Origin of the sequence: Oryzomonas japonica (genome assembly GCF_008802365.1) — a bacterium.
Lineage (GTDB): Bacteria > Desulfobacterota > Desulfuromonadia > Geobacterales > Pseudopelobacteraceae > Oryzomonas > Oryzomonas japonica.
In genome coordinates this window covers 149,445-170,018 of sequence record NZ_VZQZ01000001.1, presented here as the reverse complement: position 1 = coordinate 170,018, position 20,574 = coordinate 149,445, and the positions used below count along the sequence as shown (strand labels likewise).

General features: G+C 60.4%; 15 protein-coding genes. 8 read left to right on the top strand and 7 right to left on the bottom strand.

Annotated elements, in window-relative coordinates; translation table 11 throughout:
* Positions 1-10 precede the first annotated feature (10 nt).
* From F6V25_RS00785 to hypA, 5 genes are all read left to right on the top strand, one after another.
* Complete coding sequence (locus tag F6V25_RS00785; protein ID WP_151126280.1) at positions 11-784, top strand: TatD family hydrolase; 774 nt, start codon at positions 11-13, stop codon at positions 782-784.
* A gap of 414 nt (positions 785-1,198) precedes the next feature.
* The gene (locus F6V25_RS00780; RefSeq protein WP_191966034.1) at positions 1,199-3,196 is read left to right on the top strand and encodes a multicopper oxidase family protein; all 1,998 of its coding nucleotides are present in this window, start codon (positions 1,199-1,201) and stop codon (positions 3,194-3,196) included.
* 257 nt (positions 3,197-3,453) lie between these two features.
* A complete protein-coding gene (locus tag F6V25_RS00775; RefSeq protein WP_151126276.1) occupies positions 3,454-3,789 on the top strand; it encodes a cytochrome C in 336 nt (111 codons plus the stop codon).
* Positions 3,790-3,983: 194 nt separating this feature from the next.
* Positions 3,984-4,190, top strand: coding sequence for a hypothetical protein (locus tag F6V25_RS00770; RefSeq protein WP_149308437.1), 207 nt, complete (start codon positions 3,984-3,986; stop codon positions 4,188-4,190).
* Between the two features lie 132 nt (positions 4,191-4,322).
* On the top strand, positions 4,323-4,658 hold the full coding sequence (gene hypA, locus F6V25_RS00765; protein ID WP_151126274.1) for a hydrogenase maturation nickel metallochaperone HypA: 336 nt from the start codon (positions 4,323-4,325) through the stop codon (positions 4,656-4,658).
* Between the two features lie 47 nt (positions 4,659-4,705).
* Here the strand turns inward: hypA and F6V25_RS00760 are convergent, their stop codons facing one another.
* The 3 genes from F6V25_RS00760 to F6V25_RS00750 form a co-directional block, all read right to left on the bottom strand.
* A complete protein-coding gene (locus F6V25_RS00760; RefSeq protein WP_151126272.1) occupies positions 4,706-6,298 on the bottom strand; it encodes a phosphoenolpyruvate carboxykinase in 1,593 nt (530 codons plus the stop codon).
* A gap of 154 nt (positions 6,299-6,452) precedes the next feature.
* Positions 6,453-8,306 carry a phosphoenolpyruvate carboxykinase (GTP) gene (locus tag F6V25_RS00755; protein WP_151126270.1) on the bottom strand — a complete coding sequence of 618 codons (1,854 nt, stop codon included), beginning with the start codon at positions 8,304-8,306 and terminating at the stop codon, positions 6,453-6,455.
* Between the two features lie 508 nt (positions 8,307-8,814).
* On the bottom strand, positions 8,815-10,776 hold the full coding sequence (locus tag F6V25_RS00750; RefSeq protein WP_151126268.1) for an ABC-F family ATP-binding cassette domain-containing protein: 1,962 nt from the start codon (positions 10,774-10,776) through the stop codon (positions 8,815-8,817).
* A 201-nt stretch (positions 10,777-10,977) separates the two neighbouring features.
* On the opposite strand from F6V25_RS00750, the gene F6V25_RS00745 reads away from it, so the two are divergent.
* Positions 10,978-12,234: an EAL and HDOD domain-containing protein gene (locus tag F6V25_RS00745; RefSeq protein WP_151126265.1), complete on the top strand. Its 1,257-nt coding sequence runs from the start codon at positions 10,978-10,980 to the stop codon at positions 12,232-12,234.
* A 9-nt stretch (positions 12,235-12,243) separates the two neighbouring features.
* On the opposite strand, the gene F6V25_RS00740 is transcribed toward F6V25_RS00745, so the two are convergent.
* From F6V25_RS00740 to F6V25_RS00725, 4 genes are all read right to left on the bottom strand, one after another.
* Positions 12,244-12,771 carry an O-acetyl-ADP-ribose deacetylase gene (locus F6V25_RS00740; RefSeq protein ID WP_151126263.1) on the bottom strand — a complete coding sequence of 176 codons (528 nt, stop codon included), beginning with the start codon at positions 12,769-12,771 and terminating at the stop codon, positions 12,244-12,246.
* Positions 12,772-12,932: 161 nt separating this feature from the next.
* The gene (locus tag F6V25_RS00735; protein WP_191966033.1) at positions 12,933-15,947 is read right to left on the bottom strand and encodes an ATP-binding protein; all 3,015 of its coding nucleotides are present in this window, start codon (positions 15,945-15,947) and stop codon (positions 12,933-12,935) included.
* 119 nt (positions 15,948-16,066) lie between these two features.
* Positions 16,067-16,807 (bottom strand): ATP-binding protein, encoded by a 741-nt coding sequence (locus F6V25_RS00730; RefSeq protein ID WP_151126260.1) that lies wholly within the window; start codon positions 16,805-16,807, stop codon positions 16,067-16,069.
* 100 nt (positions 16,808-16,907) lie between these two features.
* Complete coding sequence (locus tag F6V25_RS00725) at positions 16,908-17,264, bottom strand: nitrous oxide-stimulated promoter family protein (protein ID WP_151126258.1); 357 nt, start codon at positions 17,262-17,264, stop codon at positions 16,908-16,910.
* 152 nt (positions 17,265-17,416) lie between these two features.
* Between F6V25_RS00725 and F6V25_RS00720 the strand changes: the two genes are divergently transcribed.
* Both F6V25_RS00720 and F6V25_RS00715 read left to right on the top strand, forming a co-directional pair.
* Positions 17,417-19,759: a DNA translocase FtsK gene (locus F6V25_RS00720; RefSeq protein WP_151126257.1), complete on the top strand. Its 2,343-nt coding sequence runs from the start codon at positions 17,417-17,419 to the stop codon at positions 19,757-19,759.
* 10 nt (positions 19,760-19,769) lie between these two features.
* Entirely contained in the window at positions 19,770-20,546 is a 777-nt protein-coding gene (locus F6V25_RS00715) for a carbon-nitrogen family hydrolase (protein WP_151126255.1), read from the top strand.
* Positions 20,547-20,574 lie beyond the last annotated feature (28 nt).

Below are 20,574 nucleotides of genomic sequence, written 5' to 3'. Positions count from 1 at the left end.
TCACGCGGGTTTGATCGACACCCACTGCCACCTGGACCTGGAGCCGCTTGCCCCGCACCTGCCCCAGGTGCTTGCAGCGGCGCGCCGGGCCGGGGTGACCCGCTTCGTGGTGCCCGGGGTGCATCCCGACGGCTGGAAGCGGATTCGGGCGTTGGCGGCAGCGCACCACGAGATCCTGCCCGCCGTCGGCATCCATCCCATGCATGCCGTTCTGGCCGACGATGACGCCCTCTCCGCCCTGGCCCGGCTGGCCGCCGGCAGCGTTGCCATCGGCGAGATCGGCCTGGACCCGGCGTACCCCGTCCCCCTCGAAATCCAGGAGGTCGCATTCCGCCGGCAACTCAAACTGGCCGTCTCCCACGGCCTGCCTGTGCTGGTGCACTGCCGCCGGGCCTTCCAGCGGACCTTGCAGATCATGCGGGAGGAACGGGCCGACCGGGTGAGGGGCATCATGCACGCCTTCTCCGGGTCGCCGGAGATGGCGCGGGAGTTTATCCGCCTCGGCTTCCTCATCTCCCTGTCCGGCACCCTGACCTGGAGCGGCGCGGTGCGCCCCCTGCGCCTCGCCAGGGAGGTCCCGCTGGAACAGCTGGTCCTGGAAACCGACGCCCCCGACATGCCTCCCCAAGGCCACCGGGGGAGCGCCAACCAGCCGGCCTGGATGGTCGAGACCCTGCTCGCCCTCGCGGCGGCCAAAGACAGCACGCCGGAAACCGTTGCCGCCGCCACACGGGATAATGCCGTCAGGGTACTCGGCCTCTCCGGGGAGAGCAACGTCTCTTGACTCGCCATATCCCGTAGCGGTCGTATCGCAACAAGCGGCACAATGTCGTAGACCTGTTCATTATCGGCCGGTTGCAGCACCCCGCACCCCCACCACCTCTCGTGGTTTAGCCACATCAGCAGCGCCCCCCTATCCATATTTGTTGCACAATCCACAAATATTGACATCGTCTTCTTTCTTTCTCTCTCGCGGGCTTAGACCATGCATTTTGCCGCGCATCGGCTGCAACGTTTCTTGCAGCACCGTCTCGCCACCCCGCGCAAACATCTCAACAACATCCCGTTATTATTAATCTATTTTTTTGGCCCGATAGCTGCAAACTTACTCGCTAAATCAGTGCGTTGGGGGCGTCGTGTAAGCGACAATCCCTCGGCCCGCCTCTACGATCCAACAAAAACAGTGGGGAGGTTCAACATGGCAATGGGGAAATGGACACACCGGGTGTATCTGTACTATCGCTCCATACTGCTTGCCGGCTGCGCCCTGGCGATGTGGGGATGCAACGGCGACACCACAAATATTTCGGCACTTTCCGCCTCTTCCGGTTCGAAGAGCCCGCTCAACCCATTGATGCTCCAACAATTTGCCACACCCCTGCCGATCATCCCGGCGGCCACCGCCGACACGACATCCGTCGCCGGATCCGACTATTACGTGGTCAAGGCCCAGCAAAGCGCCGACTATGATTTTGGACTGCGAAATATCGACGGCGGCGAGCTCAAGAACCCGTACACCGGCAAGCCCGTCCGAAGCACGGTCTGGGGCTACTCGGTGAACGGCCTCAGCGCAGGATATCTGGGGCCGACCATCGAGGCACGCTCGACCCTCGACACCTCGGGCAGAAAGGTTGTGGTCAAATATATCAATGATCTCCGTGACGCTGCCGGCAACCTGCTCACGAAACACCTCCTGTACGTTGATCCGACGCTGGACGGAACCAACAATGGAGAGCCGGAAATCCGTATCGTCCCCCACCTCCATGGCGGCCACACCCAGTCAGGCTTTGACGGGAACCCGCTGTACTGGTTCACCAACAACCCGAACGCTCCCGCCAACGGCATGGGGGGGCCGGCCGGGAATACCGTTACCTATACCTATGACAACGATCAATTGGGTACCACACTGTGGTACCACGACCACGCCATGGGGATTACCCGGCTCAACGTTTACGCCGGGCTTGCCGCCTTTTATATCCTGCGGGACAATTACGAGGACAGCCTCAACCTGCCCAAGGGGAACTACGAGATTCCCCTGGTCATTCAGGACAAATCATTCTACGAGGACGGCTCCATCGCCTACCCCACAACCCCCTTGCTCGACCCCTACACCCATCTCCCGATCGTTGACGCAAACGGCAAGCCTGTTCTGTCGTCCCTTCCCGAGTTCTTCGGCAACACCATTGCGGTAAACGGGAAGGTCTGGCCAAAGCTCGAGGTCGAGCCGCGACGTTATCGTTTCAGACTGCTCAACGGTTCCGATTCACGCTTTTACAACCTGTGGATCGAACTTCCCGACGGCAGCCCGCTCCCCGCCGGGATGATCACCCAGATCGGCAATGAAGGCGGTCTGCTCCCGACGCCCGCCACGGTGGGCGACACGGAGGACCATGGCATCCTGCTCGCGCTTGCCGAACGTGCCGATCTCATCATCGACTTTTCAAAGGTACCGGTCGGGACCAAGATCACCATGCGCAATAATGCCAACGGCCCCTACCCCGACGGCAACCCGCCCGATCCGAAGACCACCGGCAAGATCATGCAATTTACGGTGACGAAACCCCTTTCAGGCACCGATACCAGCGCGGCCACCGCCTCCCGGCCGCACGCGCCTCTGGCGGCTGCGGATAACGTCCGTGTCGTCGATCTCCAGGAGTTGCGCGATATCTTCGGCATCAATTATGATCCGGCCGGCGAGGGGACCCTCTTCTACCGCCACCTCCTGCTCCTGAACGGAAACCTTTTTACGGACCCGATCACGGAAAAACCGGTCTTGAATACCGTGGAGGACTGGATCATCGTCAACGGCACCGTCGATATGCATCCGATGCACCTCCATCTGGTCAGCTTCGAGGTCGTGGAGAAGGGAACCCTGACCGGCTACATCCCGGCCGCCCTCGGATTGCCGCCCCGCTATGCCGCACTCAATAAAGATACCGACCCGGCCGGACGGACGCCGCTTGACCCCGAATTCGACCGGAATTACACCGTTACCGGCAACGAAATAGGCTTGAAGGATACGGTAAAGGTCCCACCAGGCGGTCTGGACCCGAATGGCGACCCGGACCCCAATAATCGTGGCTATGTGCGCATCCGCGCAAAATTCGACCGCCTCGGCATCTATATGTGGCATTGCCACATCCTCTCACACGAGGATAACGACATGATGCGGCCATTCGAGGTTGTCGCGCCGTAATACGCTGGGGACACCGGCAGACATGAAAACGGGCCGTCATTGCGGCCCGTTTTCATGTGCCCTCGCCCCCTTGGTGGCCCAACCGATACGCAGAAAAACCACTCTCTGATGCCGCAAAGATCTTGACCACAAAATCAATCGTACGGATGCTTCAGGCGGATGATTCCAGCTATTTTTAGCGAATTTGCTTAAAATGACTTGCTTAGGTCAAGATCAGAGGGTAAGCTTTGTCGTCAACCCTTGCGAGGAGCACCATCATGAAATATCTTGTTGCCTCTGTTGCGGCGACCATCGGTCTGGCTCTCAGCGGCTGCACCATGTTCTCCGCCTGGAAGAGCATCCCGCCCCCCGGCGGTTGCGACCAGTGCCACACATTGGCGATCTCCACCAATTGGCAGGTCACCTATCAACCGGCCATGGTGTCCGATGAACGGGGCAGGCAATATTTCCAGACGCCTGAATATAACCTCTCCCAGCAGGGCAAACAGCAATCCCCCCTCGATACCAAAAAGGTCGAGGAGTTGGCATGTTTTGATTGTCACAAATCACCGACGCCGGCGCATCAGGGGCGTAAAGGGCGCTTTCACCATTGATCCCCGCGGCCCACAGCGAACTGCTGCCGCAGACGGTTTAATTTGTGTTCTAATTATTTTTTCTAAAAAAATAGCTCTATTTGCACAAAAAAATATTGACATAGTTTTTTTTGCGAGTATATTTCGTGTTTGATTTTCAAAACCATGCGCATAGCGTTCAAATGGTGAATTCTAAGAGAAAGAGGTGACACAAAATGAAAAAACTGATCTCCCTGACGCTGGTACTGGCCCTTGCTACCGTTTTTGCTGCTGGCTGCAAGAAAAAAACGGAAGAAGCTCCTGCTCCTGCTCCGGCTCCTGCTGCTGCTCCGGCTCCTGAGCAGAAACCGATGTCTTCCGCTAAAGCTCCTGCTGCTGAAGCTCCTAAGGCTCCGGAAGCTCCTGCTGCCGACAAGAAGTAATTCTGCTTTCCCTGTGTGGATTGCACAAGCCTGCGGGGTAACCCGCAGGCTTTTTTTGTGTCAATTATCCGAGTTCGAGCAGTACCAATACAGCGCAGCGGGTGAATGCGCGCTACCGCAGGAGAGCCCACCATGCACGAGATGTCCATAACCCAGGGAATCATTGAAATCTGCGAACAACATGCCGGCGGCAGGCGCGTGCTCTCACTGGACGTGGAGATCGGCGAGCTGAGCAGCGTTGTCCCCGACGCGGTGGAGTTCTGCTTCGAGGCATGCAGCCGCGGCACCCTGCTGGAGGGGGCACGTCTGAATATCCTACGGATTCCGGGCCGGGGGCATTGCCTGGATTGCGGGACGGACACGCCGCTCACCGCGGCCTTTGGATCGTGCAGCCGCTGCGGCGGCTATCGGGTGACCATCGAAACAGGGGAAGAGATGCGGGTCCGGGAAATCGAGGTGGATGAATAGAAAAGGGCGCTGCCGGAAGCAGCGCCCTTTCTTGCTTTAGAGCCGGATCACATGACGTTTGCCACGTCATCCGGAACAGATGCCCGATACTTCTCGAAATTTCCCCGGAACAACTCGACGAGCTTCCGGGCGGCTTCATCGTATTTGGCCTTGTCGGCCCAGGTGTTGCGCGGATTCAGCACCTCCGCCGGCACCCCCGTGCAGCTGGTGGGGATATCCAGACCAAAGAAGGGGTCCTTCTCAAAGCGCCCGGCGATCAGGGTGCCATCGAGGGCTGCGTTGACCAGGGCGCGTGAATAGGCGATCTTCATGCGCGAGCCGACGCCGTAGGGGCCGCCGCTCCAACCGGTATTGACCAGCCAGCAGGAAACCGCGTGCCGGGCGATCTTTTCCCGGAGCAGTTCGCCATACACCGCCGGGTCAAGAGGCATGAACGGGCCGCCAAAGCAGGTGGAAAAGGTGGCCGAGGGCTCTTTGACCCCCGCTTCGGTGCCGGCGACCTTGGCGGTGTAACCGGAGAGAAAGTGATACATGGCCTGCTCCTTGGTGAGCCGCGCAATGGGCGGCAGCACGCCGTAGGCGTCGCAGGTCAGCATGATGATGTTACTGGGATGCCCGGCCGTTCCCGAGAGCACGATGTTGGGTATGTGGGTCAGGGGATAGGATGCCCGGGTATTTTCGGTGAACGAATCGTCGTCCAGGTCTACCCTGCGGCTCTGGGTGTCGATGGCGACGTTTTCCAGAATGGTGCCGAATCTGCGGGTCGTTTCGTAGATCTCCGGTTCGGCCTCCTTGGAAAGTCTGATGATTTTTGCGTAACACCCCCCCTCGAAGTTGAAAACCCCCTTGTCATCCCAGCCATGCTCGTCGTCGCCGACCAGCGAACGGTGAGGATCGGCCGAAAGCGTGGTCTTGCCGGTCCCGGAGAGGCCGAAGAATATGGCCGTGTCCCCCTTGGGTCCCACATTGGCCGAGCAATGCATGGAAAGGATCTTCTTTTCTATCGGCAGGAGGTAATTGAGGATGGTGAAGACCGACTTCTTGTTTTCACCGGCGTAACTGGTGCCGCCGATGATGATCAGCTTCCTGGCAAAGTTGACGATGATGAAGGTCTCCGAGTTCGTGCCGTCCACCGTCGGAATGGCGTGAAAGTTCGGCATGTTGACGACGGTGAACTCGGGGCGGATGGTTGCCAGTTCCTCCTGGGTGGCGCGCACGAACATGTTGCGGGCGAAGAGCGACTGCCAGGCCTTCTCGGTAATGACCCGGATCGGGAGGCGGTGCTCCCGGTCGGCACCGGCAAAACAGTCCTGCACGAACAGGTCCTTGCCGTGCATATAGGCCAGCATGCGGTTATAGAGGGCGTCGAACTTGGCCGGATCAAACGGCTTGTTGACCTTGCCCCAGGCGATGTTGTCGCGGGATGCCGGTTCATCGACGATGAACTTTTCATTGGCGGCCCGTCCGGTGTAATGGCCGGTTTTGACGGCAATGGCTCCCAGGTGGGAGACGAGCCCTTCGCCGCGCTTGATGATCTGTTCGTAGAGGACCGCCGTGGGAGGGGTCCAGAAGATCAGGTTTGCATTGGTGATGCCGTGTTCCTCAAGCCCTGAACCGCGGGTGACATCGTTGAATTTCATCGTCGCACCTCCCGTGTGATATATGGCGGTTATTCCCTGCGGAGCGGTTTTAAAAAAAAGCTGGGCGAGAAACCATACCCCTGCGGCGTCTTACCCAGCTTTCTTAAGTTTAATAACCCCGGCCCGGGCCGGGGTTCAGTGGCTGTAGCGGCCCTTATTCATTCCACCCTTCGGGATTGACCTCGCCGATCTGCTCCCAATGTTCCGGGGAACGCCACAGGCTGGAGAGGATCAGTTCACGGATATGGAGGAATTCCTTGGGGAGGCGGTCGTACATCTTGACGAACAACTCCTCATGGGAAAGAACCTCTTCCTTCCACACATCCCGGTCAATGGACGTCAACTCGGAATATTGCTCGCGGGTGACGTTGTCCAACCCGGTCCAGTCCAGATCCTCGTAGCGCGGCATCCAGCCCAGGGGGCTTTCGGTGGACGACCCCCGCCCATTGGCCCGGTCAACGATCCATTTCAGCACCCGCATGTTTTCACCATAACCGGGCCAGAGGAACTTGCCGTTGGCGTCTTTGCGGAACCAGTTGACGCTGAAGATGCGCGGCGGGTTGGGGTTGGTGCGCCCGACCTGGAGCCAGTGATTGAAATAATCGGCCATATGGTACCCGCAGAAGGGGAGCATGGCGAACGGGTCGCGGCGCACGTTGCCGACCTTGCCCACCGCAGCGGCCGTGGTCTCGGATCCCATGGTCGCGGCCAGGTAAACGCCGTAGCTCCAGTTGAATGCCTGGTACACCAGGGGGATGACGTTGTTGCGGCGGCCGCCGAATACAAAGGCCTTGATCGGCACCCCTTTGGGGTTTTCCCATTCAGGATCGATGGAAGGGCACTGCCCTGCGGGCGCGGTGAAACGGGAGTTGGGGTGGGCGGCATTCCTGCCGCAACCGGGGGTCCAGGCGTTGCCCTGCCAGTCGGTCAATTCGGCGGGCGGCTCATCGCTCATCCCCTCCCACCAGACATCGCCGTCCGGCGTCAAAGCGACGTTGGTAAAGATGGTGTTGCGGGAGCAGGACGCCATGGCGTTGGGGTTGGTTTTGACGTTGGTGCCGGGGGCCACGCCGAAAAAACCCGCTTCGGGGTTGATGGCATACAGCTGCCCGTCGGGGCCGGGTTTGATCCAGGCGATGTCGTCGCCCACGGTGGAAATTTTCCAGCCGCTCTCCTTAAAGGATGCGGGCGGCACCAGCATGGCCAGGTTGGTCTTGCCGCAGGCGCTGGGGAAGGCCGCCCCCAGATAGGTTTTCTCGCCTTTAGGTGACTCGATCCCCAGGATGAGCATATGCTCGGCCAGCCACCCTTCGTCCTTGGCGATCTTGGAGGCGATCCGCAGGGCCAGGCATTTCTTGCCGAGCAGGGCGTTCCCGCCATAACCGCTGCCGAACGACCAGATGGAACGCTCTTCCGGGAAGTGGACGATGTACTTTTCCTTGTTGCACGGCCAGATCACGTCCTTTTGGCCCGGCTGCAGCGGAGCACCCACCGAGTGGAGGCAGGGGACGAATTCGCCGTCGCCGAGCACATCCAGAACGGCCTTGCCCATACGGGTCATGATCCGCATGTTGACGGCAACGTAGGGAGAATCCGAGATCTCCACCCCGATCTTGGCGATGTTGGAGCCCAGCGGTCCCATGCTGAAGGGGATGATGTACATGGTGCGCCCCTTCATGCAGCCCTTGAAGAGCTTGTGCAGGGTTTCCTTCATCTCCTTGGGGGGCATCCAGTTGTTGGTTGGTCCGGCATCCTGTTTGGAAAGGCTGCAAATGAAGGTGCGGTCCTCGACGCGGGCCACATCGCTGGGGTCGGACCAGGCCAGGTAACTGTTGGGACGTTTCGCCTCGTTCAACTTGCGGAAGGTTCCGCTCTTCACCAGCAGGTTACAGAGGTTGTCGTACTCCTCATCGGAGCCGTCACACCAATGTATCGCATCGGGTTCGCACAGCGCCGCAACTTCTTCGACCCACTTCCGCAACTGCTCGTTCTTTACCTCGTAACCCATACCACTTCCTCCTCATGTTTAAGTAAGTTTCATACCTAATAAAACCGGAAAGATCTTGGTCAAGATAGGTAGCATGATTGATGATACTGACGGCGTTAGCGCAGTATATCGATGGGAATTGCGGCGGAAGAAGGGCGGGCAAACAGCCATGATCAGGCTGGTTAGGGCAATGGCTGGGTTCTGGGTGAAAACCTCGGCAACCTTTTTCGGGCCTGCTTTCAACCCTGTGGCTACAGGTAAACACCGTTGATTTTTGCTGTCCTGCTTCCCCGTGCAATAACACAAAAAATTTATCTGTACTAAATACCACAGGGATTATCAAAATGCAAAAGCGTTTTACTAAATAAATGCCATAGAGGATAAATCCGGTTTCGCCAGGCTTAACTGCCTGAACTGCCTTGCAGTTATCCGGCAGCCTGTAAAGGGGTTGTCCATCGCTTTTAGGCAGAATAAAGGAGCTGGTTGGGGACAACAAGGCTGCATAGCCGTGGTCGTATCGGCCGGCAGCCTACCCCGACAGCCCCTCCCATTCCCCATACAGCTCCTCCAACCGGACGTTCAGGGCAACATGGCGTTCGCCCGCCTCGGCGCCCCGCTGGGGGTCGTCGAAGAAGCCGGGCCCATTCATCTCCACCTCCAGGCGGGCGATCTCGGCCTCGGTGCGGGCAATCTCCGACTCCACGGCGGCCAACTGTTTCTGGCGCCCCTGTTCCTCCCGCTTGCGCTGTTTTTCCTCCTCACGCCCCTTCTTGCGTTCTTCCCTGGTCATCTCGGGGAGCGGCAGCGGTGCGGCTGCACCTGAGTCGGCCGCCCCCGGCGCAGCGACGGCGGCCCGCACGACGTTGGGAGATGCGGCGGCCGCCGGCTCGGACCGCTCCTTTTTCTCCCGATAATACTCGTAATCGCCGTAGTAATTGATCAGGGTGCCGCCATCGACCTCCACAATACGGGTGGCCAGACCGTTTACGAAATAGCGGTCGTGGGAGACGAACACCACCGTGCCGTCGAAGGAGCGCAGGGCGTCCAGCAGCACCTCCTTGCTGAACAGGTCCAGGTGGTTGGTCGGTTCGTCCATCAGCAGCAGGTTGGACGGGCGCAGCAGCATCTTGGCCAGGGCCAGGCGGTTGCGCTCGCCGCCGGAGAGAACGCCGACCTTCTTATGGATGTCGTCCCCCGAGAAGAGAAAGGCGCCCAGGATGTCCCGCAACCGGGGGACCATGTCATAGGGGGCGTCGGCATAGAGCTCATCGTAGGCGCTGCGCGTGGCGTCCAGAACACTGACCTGATCCTGGGCAAAGTAATCCATGACGAGGTTGTGCCCAAGGATCCGTTCCCCCCCCTGGAATTCAGCGCCGGCCAGGACCGACATGAGGGTTGACTTGCCGGCCCCGTTATGGCCCACCAGTGCGACCCGCTCCCCCTTTTCGATGACGAGATCCACCTGGTTGAGGACCGCATGGTCGCCGTAGGCCTTGGTCAGGCCCCTCAGTTCCATGACGGTCTTGCCGCTTTTGGGGGCGGGGGGGAAGTGGAAACGGATTTTTTTCCGCTCCGGCGGCAGCACGATCCGTTCGATCTTGTCCAACTGCTTGATGCGCGACTGCACCAGCGAGGCCTTGTTGGCCTGATAACGGAAACGGCGGATAAAGTCCTCGGACTTCTCGATCTCCTCGTCCTGACGGCGTTTGGCCTCCCGCAGGGCCGTGACCCGCTCATCCCGCTGCACGAGGTAGGTAGAGTAGCTGCAATGGTAGTCGGCGATGGTGTGGTTCCAGACCTCACTGATCCGGCTACAGACCCGGTCCATGAAGAAACGGTCATGGGAGACCAGGACCACCGAACCGGGATAGGAACAGAGGTACTCCTCCAGCCAGTTGCGGGCCTCGATATCCAGATGGTTGGTCGGTTCGTCCAGGAGCAGCACGTCCGGCTTCTGCAAGAGCAAACGGGCCAACGCGATGCGCATCTGCCAGCCGCCGGAGAACTCGCCGCAGTCCCGCTGCCAGTCCTCCTGGGAAAACCCCAACCCCTTCAGCACCGTCCCGATCTCAGCCTCCATGGTGTAGCCGCCCCGGTGGCGGAACTGCTCCTGGAGATCTCCATAACGCTGAAGGGCCGCGGGATGTTCGGCGGCATCATGGGGGAGCCGCTCCAATTCCTGCCCCAGGCGGTGCAACTCATCCTCCATGGCCAGCAGTTCGGCGAGCGCCGTCCGCGCTTCATGGAACAGGGTGCGCCCGCTGGTGACGATGCCGTCCTGGGGCAGATAGGCGGCCTTTGCGCCCCGGGCAAGCTGGATCTCGCCCGAGGTGGGCTCGCTGAGTCCCGCAATGATCTTCATCAGGGTGGATTTGCCGGCGCCGTTCTCGCCTACCAGGGCGACCCGCTCACCCTTCTTCAGGTGCCAGGAAATGGCGGTAAAGAGCGGGTTGCCGGCAAAGTCTTTGGAGATATTTATGAGTTGAAGCATGGCATTGTTGTAGCACAACAGGGGCGTCATCGGCAAGTGACGCGCGCGGTTCGCGGGCATATTCGCCGGGGGAGCCCTGCAAATTTACATTCGCATTCTTGGCAATACGATGATAAAGTTTACCATCCTTTGCCCGCCCGACCGGCGGGACAATCGGCAACTATGGGGAGAATTGCCCTTCGGGCGCGGGTAAAGCCAGCCATGAACGTACCATCGCTTACAAAATTTTTTCTGGGGCGCCAGCCGATCCTGGACATCCGCCAGGAAATCGTGGGATACGAACTCCTCTTCCGTTCGACCGAGAAAAATTTCAGCGAATTCGAAAGCCAGGACCAGGCCAGCATGAGCGTCATATCCAGCGCCATGGCCAACTTCGGCTTCCGTAATGTGCTGGGGGACAAGGATGGCTTCATCAACGTCACCCACGATGTGCTCTTCTCGGACATGGTCGAAGTCCTGCCTCCCAAGCAAACCATCCTGGAACTGCTCGAGTCGGTGGCACTGACCGGCGCGGTCAAGGAGCGCTGCAGCGAACTCAAGGCCAAGAACTTCCGCATCGCCCTGGACGATCACATCTATTCCCCGGACCACCACGACCTGTATAGCTTCGTGGACATCGTCAAAATCGACCTGCTGGAGACCGATCCCGCCATCCTGCACGAGGCCGTCGCCGCGCTCCGCCAGTTTCCCCTCACGCTCCTGGCGGAACGGATAGAAACCCAGGAACAGTTCCAGGACTGCCTCGAGCTGGGCTTCGAGCTCTTCCAGGGTTATTTCTTCGAACGGCCGGTGGTGCTCAAGCGCAAAGGGCTCGAACCTTCCAAGATGGCTATGCTGCGGCTGCTCGGCCACCTTAAGAGCGAAACGGATTTCGGCAAGATCGAGGAGGTATTCAGGGACCACCCGGAATTGTCGTACAACCTGCTGAAACTGGTAAACTCGGTGCATCTGGGGCTGCGGGAGAAGATCAAGAGCCTGCGGCACGCCATCATGCTGCTCGGGCTCGGCAAGTTGCGCCGCTGGGTCCAACTGGCCATCTTTGCCAGCGCCGACAGCCGCGGGGTCGACAACCCCCTGCTGGAGATGGCCGCCGTTCGGGGACGCCTGATGGAGTACCTGGTCATGGAGCGTTACCAGCTGCCCCGGGGCAGCGAGCAGGTGGAGGCGGCCTTCATGCTCGGCATCCTGTCACTGGTCGATGTGCTTTTCGAGACCTCCGTGGAGGGGGTGGTGCGCGAATTGCAGTTGAACGACGAAATCTCCGCGGCGCTTGTCAACCGCGAGGGGAAGCTGGGTGCCCTTCTGGCCCTGGCCGAGACCCTGGAACAAACCAATTTCGGCGAAGTCACCAACCTGACCGAAACCTGCGGCATCCCCATCGCAACCCTGCTGACCGCCCAACTTGACGCCTTCAACTGGCGGACCAGCATCTCGGAAGACAAGGAACCTCCCCAGTAGCGCTCCCCCTCAATCCGTTTCCAGTTTCAGGGCCGCGGCCGCATGCTGATAGACCTGAAGCGCCTCGTCGTTATACACGACGAAGACGACCCGCTCCAGCCCGGGATCGCACTCCGCGGCCTCCTTTGCCGCCGCCAGCGCGATCAGGGCCGCAGCCTTCATGGGGTAGCCGTACACCCCGCAACTGATGGCCGGAAATGCGATGCTCGCCAAGCCGTTCTTTGCGGCCACTTCAAAACAGCGCCTATAGGCGCTTCGCAAAAGATCCGGTTCCCCTTGGGCGCCGCCGCGCCAGACAGGGCCAACGGTATGGATGACATGGCGCGCAGCCAACCGGTAGCCCCTGGTAATCTTGGCATCCCCGGTCTCGCAGCCCCCCAGGCCGGCGCATTCCGCGACCAGTTCCGGCCCGGCCGCCCGATGGATGGCGCCGTCCACCCCGCCGCCTCCCAGCAGGGTGTTGTTGGCGGCATTGACAATGGCATCCACGGCCATATGCGTGAGGTCTCCCCGTATGATCTCGATTCGTGGCTTCATGGGCTTGCTCCCGGCAGGTGGGATATCGTTACCGGTAAGTATACCACACCGGCCCCATGGCGGGAGGGGATACCCTGGGATATCTTCATGGGAAGCCCCCTCCCCATGAAAGGACGGCGGTTCATCTGCGTGCCTCCCCTGAAACAGGAACGGCGGCTCCATCACTCCAACGCCTGCCTGACCCGTTCCAGAAAGCGTTCCGCCGTGAACGGCTTCTGGAGAAAATCAATTCCCTCTTCGAGCAACCCGTCGTGGACAAAGAGCTCATTGGCGTAGCCGGAAATATACAACACCCTGAGCTTGGGCAGGGATTCATGCAAATAGCCGTACAGATCCCTGCCGTTCATCTCCGGCATGACCACATCGGTTACCAGCAGGTCGATGGCGGACCTGTTCTGCCGGGCAAGTTCCCGGGCCGCGGCGGGATGGTCCGCCACAAGCACGCGATAGCCCGATGACTCCAGCAGCTCCACCGCCATCTCCCGGACCATGTCGTTGTCCTCCACAACCATGATGCTCCCGCCGCGTGGCGTACCGGGCGCCACCGTCGGTGCAACGGGCTCCAACTCCTTTATGGCCGTTTCATGGTGGCCGAGCGGCAGATAGAGGCAGAAGGTTGTCCCTTCCCCGCTGCCGCTTCTCACGGTGATATACCCTTCGTGCTGCTTGATGATGCCGTAGACCGTGGCCAGGCCGAGCCCTGTCCCATGCCCCACCTGCTTGGTGGTGAAGAACGGCTCGAAGATGTGCACCAGGGTTTCGTCATCCATGCCGCAGCCATTGTCGCTGAAGGCCAGCAAGGCATAGGGACCGGGCCGCATGCCGGGATGCAGGCGGGCGTACTCGTTGTCCAGCACCACATGGCCGGTTTCGACGATGATGGTGCCGTTCCCCGTAATCGCATCCTGGGCATTGACCGCCAGATTGAGCAGGACCTGTTCGATTTGACCGCGATCCGCCAGGATGACGACCTTTCCCGGCGCCAGACGGATATCGATGGAGACACTCTCCCGAATCGTGCGGCGCAGGATATCCTGAAACATGCGGACGATCCCGTTCAGGTCCACCGGCTGGATCGTAAGCATCTGCTTGCGCCCGAAGCTGAGTAGCTGCTGGGTCAGATCCCGCGCCTTGCAGGCCGCCGAGATAATCCCCTGGGTCTTGCTCCTCTGGGGGTCGTCCTTGGCCAGTTTGTTCTGCATCATCTCGGCATAGACGAGTATGGGGGTCAGGAGGTTGTTGAAGTCATGGGCGATCCCACCGGCCAACTGCCCGATGGCCTCGATCTTCTGCACATGGTGCAGCTGCACCTCAAGATGGTTCCGCCGTTCCTCGATCTTGAAGCGCCCGATGGCGATGCTGGCGAGATGCGCGGCGGTCTCGATCATCTGGATCTCGAATTGATCCGGTGCCCGTGGCTCCCGGTAGTACATGGCAACGGTACCGAGCAACTCATCCTCCGACGAAAACACCGGTTCCGCCCAACAGGCGCGCAGGCCCGCTTCCCGGGCGGGGATGAAGTCTCTCCACGAGGGGTGTGCCGCCAAATCATCCACGATCATCCGCCGGTATCGGCGGCCATCCGCCCCGCTGGACAGCAGCCATTGACCGGGCCGTTGCCCGTCAACGGCCTGGTTATAGAAATCGGGAAGGCTCGGGGCGACGCCACGGCGGAGGTGTTGTTCATCCTCATCCAGCAGGAGTATGGAGCAGAGTGCGCCCCTGCACTCCTGCTCCACAAAACCGACAATATGGAGCAGGAGGTCCGCCAGACCGGCGCCGGTCGCCATCTCTTCCAGGATGCGCAGCCTGGTATGCTCGCGCAGCTCGTTGCGCTTGCGCTCACTGATATCCCTGACGATGCTGAGGATCAGGTCCTTCCCATCATCCGTCATGGCCCGGGCATGGATTTCCACCGGTAGGACCTCTCCCCCTTTGGCAAGGTAGGCCGACTCGAAGATCGCTTCGCCGCGTTCCAGGGTCGTGGCGGTGTGGACATCAGTACAGGTCATAAATTCCGGTGTCTGTAGGTCGCGGAGGTTCTTGCGCAGCAGTTCGTCCTGGGTAAAGCCGGTCATGTGGCACAGGGTAGTGTTGACGTGCAGCAGATGCCCCTCGCTATCCGTCAACAGGATCGCGTCGTTGGCGGCATCGATTTGCGCCGCCTTGAGCCGGACCTGTTCCTGTTCCTCCCGCAGGGAGTTCTGCGTCCCCTGCAGCCGGTCGAGGTAATTCATCAACAGGTGCATCAGCAAGAGGATGGTGAGGCTGAGGCCGGCCAGGATGGTTGCCTGAAAAACGGCTTTCTGCCGCCAGGAATCCAGGAAATCGCCCTGGTGCAGGGAGACAACCGCCACGACGGGAAAGCGGGAAATCCGATAGTATGAAATAATGCGGGGGGTGGTATCCAGGGGACTCTGAGAGCCGCGAAAGGTTCCTGCCGGGGCATGGGGAAGGTAGCGCCGGAAGAGAGCGGACTGTTGAAAATCGGTCGTATAAGCGTTTTCGGCAAACGGCTCGTTCACCAGCGGTGCCCCGTCGGTTCGGATCAGAAGCACCTTGCCGCGCGGCCCGAGGCTCGTCGAGGTATAAAAGCGATGGAAGTAATCGATCTCGAAAGCCGCCGCCACCAGCCCGGAGAAGCTGCCGTCCGCCGCAACGAGCGGCCGTGTCATGGTGAAACGCCAGCAATTGCTCAGCCGGCTCACGAGCGGTCTGCTGAAAAAGAGCCCGGCGTTGGGATTGTCCTTGCCGGAAAGAAAATAGTCCCGGTCGGCTACGTTGATCTGCCGGGAAGGGAACTCCAGGGAATTGACCGCCATGACCCCCTTGCGGTTGACGATGAAGATCGCGCCGATCTGGGGGGTGTCGCCTCCCTGGCGCCTGATGAGGTGGAACAGGGTGCGTTGATCGACCCGCTCCACCCCCCCGCGCTGATCGATCTCGCTGGCGATATCCTGCAAGGCGCGGTCCGCCTCGGCAAAGGCGCTGCCGGCATGTTCTCCGAGGGCGCGGGCATACCCCTCGGATTGTTTTTCGGCAGCATTGATGATGGCGTGGCGTTCGGAAACCATTTGCCAGGCCGAGATAGCGATAACAACCACCAGCAGCAGCCCGACGACGAGCCTGACGCGTGTCTTGAACTGAGTGATGGTAAGTGCGGGCCGTTGCCTCACGGGGGTGCTCCAGGGTGTTTTATTACTGAATTCCAATAATGTAAACTTTGTATACTAACTCAAACTCACAGCATCTGTCAGCAATAAAAGCCTTGTTGGAACACCCCCGCACCGGAATCCTATTCCTTGATCTGCCCCTGAATGCCGATGGTAACCTCGTTGTAAGGTATCTGCTTGCCGCTGGCGGCGATGGCCTGCCGGGCAGCTACGGCGATCCCCCCGCAGCAGGGCACCTCCATCTTCAGCACCGTGACGCTCTTGATATCGGAACGGATAAAGAGTTCGGTCAGTTTCTGCTGGTAGAACTGGTTGTCGTCCAGCTTGGGGCAGCCCATGACAACGGCGCGCCCCTTGAGGAAATCCTCGTGGTAGCCGGCATAGGCCACCGGCACGCAGTCGGCCGTGATCAGCAGGTCGGCGCCCTGGAAATAAGGGGCGCTGGTGGAGACCAGGTGCAGTTGCACCGGCCACTGGGCCAGTTGGCTCTGGCGGCTGCCGGTGGGCTCCGAAGCGGCCGCCGCCTGCGGGCGGGCGAAGCTCATGGCGCGGGAGCCGGGGCACCCGCCGCCGTGGTGAGGGGCCGGTGCCGGTGCGGCGTGATGATGCGGCGCAGGTTTCCCGTGGGTTGCCAGGTGCTGCTCAACGGCCGCTTCATCGAATTCGTCAGCCTCCCGCTCCTCGACGGTAATGGCGTCACGCGGGCACTCGCCCAGGCAGGCACCCAGGCCGTCGCACAGGTTCTCCGCCGAAAGCACCGCCTTGCCGCCAACGATCTTTATGGCCCCTTCGGCGCAGGAGGGAACGCACAATCCGCAGCCGTCACATTTTTCCTGATCTATCTTTACGATCTTTCTCAACATGGTTCGTTCTCCTTTTTTAAAGTTCCGTATGTTTTTTTTCGATTCAAGCCTTTATCTCTGTGTTGCTCAGTGTCTCTGTGGCAGGTTATGACTCTCGATTTCAGAAGAAATAATGCCAGAGGTAATCAAGCCTCCCTCGCAACAGCAGTTTCTTCCCGGAGTAGGCCATGATCTCCTTCACCTTTGCCCGGTTTGCCTCGTTGTAGCAATGAATCCGGCACCGTTTACAGGTCGGCTTCTCCGCCTCCAGGGGGCATTTCAGCCGCCGGGCGACGGCGTAGGCCATGAATTCGGCGCATTCGGCGCACAGGGTGTGCTCTCCCACCCCTTCCGGAAGGCAAAACCGCGAATGTCCGCCGGACCCATGCTTGCCGGTGCAGTAGACCTCCACAAACCTGCCGATCAGCCTGATATCCTTTTTTTGCTGCTTTGTAAGCGCTTCCATGGTTGTCATCATGCTCCCATATCCCGGAATCTTACATGACAAAGGTCAAATAAATTCCTTTTGCGGGCCGGCTCCATTTTTTCCTTTGCCTCTCCCCCCGGATTGCAGGTAATATGACCCGATTTCATCACTACCGGATTGCGAATTTAGAGTCTATAGACCCCATGGCAGAGCAAAGAAAAGAAAAACTTACCAAAGAACTGCAGGGGATGGCGCTCGCCACGGTCGGCGTCTTCATCCTGCTGGCGTTTGTGACCTTCAACGCCGGCGATGTCTCCTTCAACAGCTACTCCAACGAGGGTACCGTCCATAACCTGGGGGGGCGTCTGGGCGCCCAGGTGGCCGACCTGTTCTTCATCTGCTTCGGCCTGGCCTCCTACCTGGTCCCCCTGGCCCTCCTGTACATGGCCTACACCCTGTTCCGCTTCAAAGAGATCCGCCTGCGTTCCTACAAGCTTTTGGCGTTTTTCGGGCTGATGTTCACCCTTTCCGTCCTGTTCGCCTTCTTCCGGGACAAGACCATGTTCCTGGGTCAGCAGGTGCCCACCGGCGGCGCCGTGGGGGTGATCGCCGCCCGCCAGCTCCGGGCAACGGTCGGCGTAACCGGCTCCATGCTCCTGCTGCTGCCGCTCCTGGCGGCCTCGATCATGATCCTGTCGCGCTTCTCCTTCATCCTCTTTGCCGGGTGGTGGCTGGAGACCCTCAAGCACAAATGGCTCGCCTGGCAGGAACGCCGCGCCCACGGCCTCAAGGAGCGCCAGCGGGAAAAGGCCAAGCAGGAGGGGATGCCGGTTGCCGCGGCAGCGGCCGGGCCGGTCATCAAACCGGCAACTCCGCCGCCGGTCCAGGCCAATGTGTTCAAAAAAGAGAAGGCCAGGAAAAAGGAGGCCGAAAAGAGCGCCTCGGTCCAGGAATCCTTCGAGTTCATCAAGGCCGACGGCGACTTCCTTACCCCCCCCTTCTCCCTGCTGGACAACCCTCCGGTCACCGAGAAGAAGCTGGATCGGGACGCCCTGACCATGAACGCCCGGCTTTTGGAAAAGAAACTCAAGGACTACGGCATCGACGGCGAGGTGGTGGAGATCTGTCCCGGCCCGGTCATCACCATGTACGAGTTTTCCCCGGCTCCCGGCATCAAGATCAGCCGGATCGCCGGACTGGCCGATGACCTTACCATGGCGTTGCAGGCCATGTCGATCCGGATCGTGGCCCCCATTCCCGGCAAGGGCGTGGTGGGGATCGAGGTCCCCAACCGCGACCGGGACATGGTCTTCCTGCGGGAGATCTTCAACTGCGAGGAGTTTCACCACAACAAGATGAAGCTCCCCCTGGCCCTGGGCAAGGACATCGCCGGCATCCCGGTGGTCACGGACCTGGGCAAGGCGCCGCATCTGCTGGTGGCCGGCTCCACCGGATCGGGCAAGTCGGTCTCCATCAACACCATGATCCTCTCCCTGCTCTACACCGCCACGCCTCAGGATGTGCGCATGATCATGGTCGATCCCAAGATGCTGGAATTCTCCATGTACGAGGGCATCCCCCACCTGCTGCTGCCGGTGGTGACCGAGCCCAAGAAGGCCTCTCTGGCCCTGAAATGGGCGGTCAACGAGATGGAGCGCCGCTACAAACTGATGGCCAACAAGGGCGTGCGCAACATCGAGTCCTACAACAAGAAGCTGGCCGGGGAGGCCTTGGAGCAGGAAGAATTGAGCGCCATCCCCGAGGCCGAAATCATCGAAGAGCTGGAGGAGATCGTCGAGGAAGGGGATGCGGTCGTCGATCCGATCCCCTTTGCCGTGGACGCCGAGGAGGAGTTGGAGCACAGCCACCTCCCCTACATCGTGGTCATCGTGGACGAGTTGGCCGACCTGATGATGGTGGCCGGCCGCGAGGTGGAGGAGCACATCGCCCGCCTGGCCCAGAAGGCCCGCGCCTCGGGCATTCACCTGATCCTGGCGACCCAGCGTCCGTCGGTGGATGTCATCACCGGCCTGATCAAGGCCAACCTGCCGTCGCGCATCTCCTTCCAGGTGTCGTCCAAGGTCGATTCGCGCACCATCCTGGACTGCAACGGGGCCGAGAGCCTGCTGGGGGCCGGCGACATGCTCTACATGCCGCCCGGCACCTCCAAGCTGCAACGTATCCACGGCGCCTTCGTCTCCGACGCCGAGGTCCAGCGGGTGGTGGATTTCCTCAAGAAGCAGGGCAAACCGGTCTACGAGAAATCGATCCTGGAGATGAAGGATACGGACGAGAAGGGGAGCGACGGGGAGGAAGAGGAACAGGACGAGCGCTGGGAGGATGCCCTGCGGCTGGTGGCCGAGACCAAACAGGCCAGCATCTCCATGGTCCAACGCCGTCTGCGCATCGGCTACAACCGGGCCGCGCGCATCATCGAGATGATGGAACGGGAAGGCATGGTCGCCCTCAGCGACGGCACCAGCAAACCCCGGGAGATCTACACGGACATCATCAATGCCTACCTGAATTCCCAGCTGACGCGGTGAGGTGAAACCAATGAGTTCGCTACGGGCAGCCGCTATCCAGTTCAACGTCAGGCAGGGGGACGTGGACGCCAACCTGGCCCATGTCCGGGAGGCCCTGAAGCGCGCCGCCGCACAGGGTGTCAACCTGGCCGTGCTGCCGGAGATGTGGTCCAGCGGCTTTGCCTACAAGAGCCTCAACGAACTGGCCCAGCGTACCGCCGGGATCGTGGAGGAGTTGTTGGCCCTGTCGCGGGAGCTGAAACTGGTGATCGTGGGCAGCATGCCCGAACCCAACGGGGACAAGGTGTTCAACACCGTGTTCCTGGCCGACAACGGCACCCTGGCCGGGGTCTACCGCAAGATCCATCTCTTCTCCCTTTTGGGGGAGGATCGCGCCTTTTCCGGCGGCAACCGCTGGCTGTTGGCCGAGACCTCCGTAGGCAAGGTCGGCGTGATTGTCTGCTACGACCTGCGGTTCCCCGAGCTTTCCCGCCGGCTGGCTGTGGAAGGGGCGCAGATGATCTGCGTGCCGGCCCAGTGGCCCCGCCCCCGGGAGGAACACTGGCGCACGCTGCTCCGCGCCCGGGCCATCGAAAACCAGCTCTTCGTGGTGGCCTGCAACGCCTGCGGCCCCATCGGCAAGTTGGAGCTCTTCGGCATGAGCATGGTCATTGATCCCAAGGGTGAGGTGCTGGCCGAGGCGGGCGACGGTGAGGGTGAAATAGTAGCCGACCTGGACATGCAGGCCATGGCGGACTGGCGAGCCCAGATACCCTGCTTCAATGATCGCCGGCCCGAGTACTACTGATACAAACAAAAAATCCGCCACAGAGACA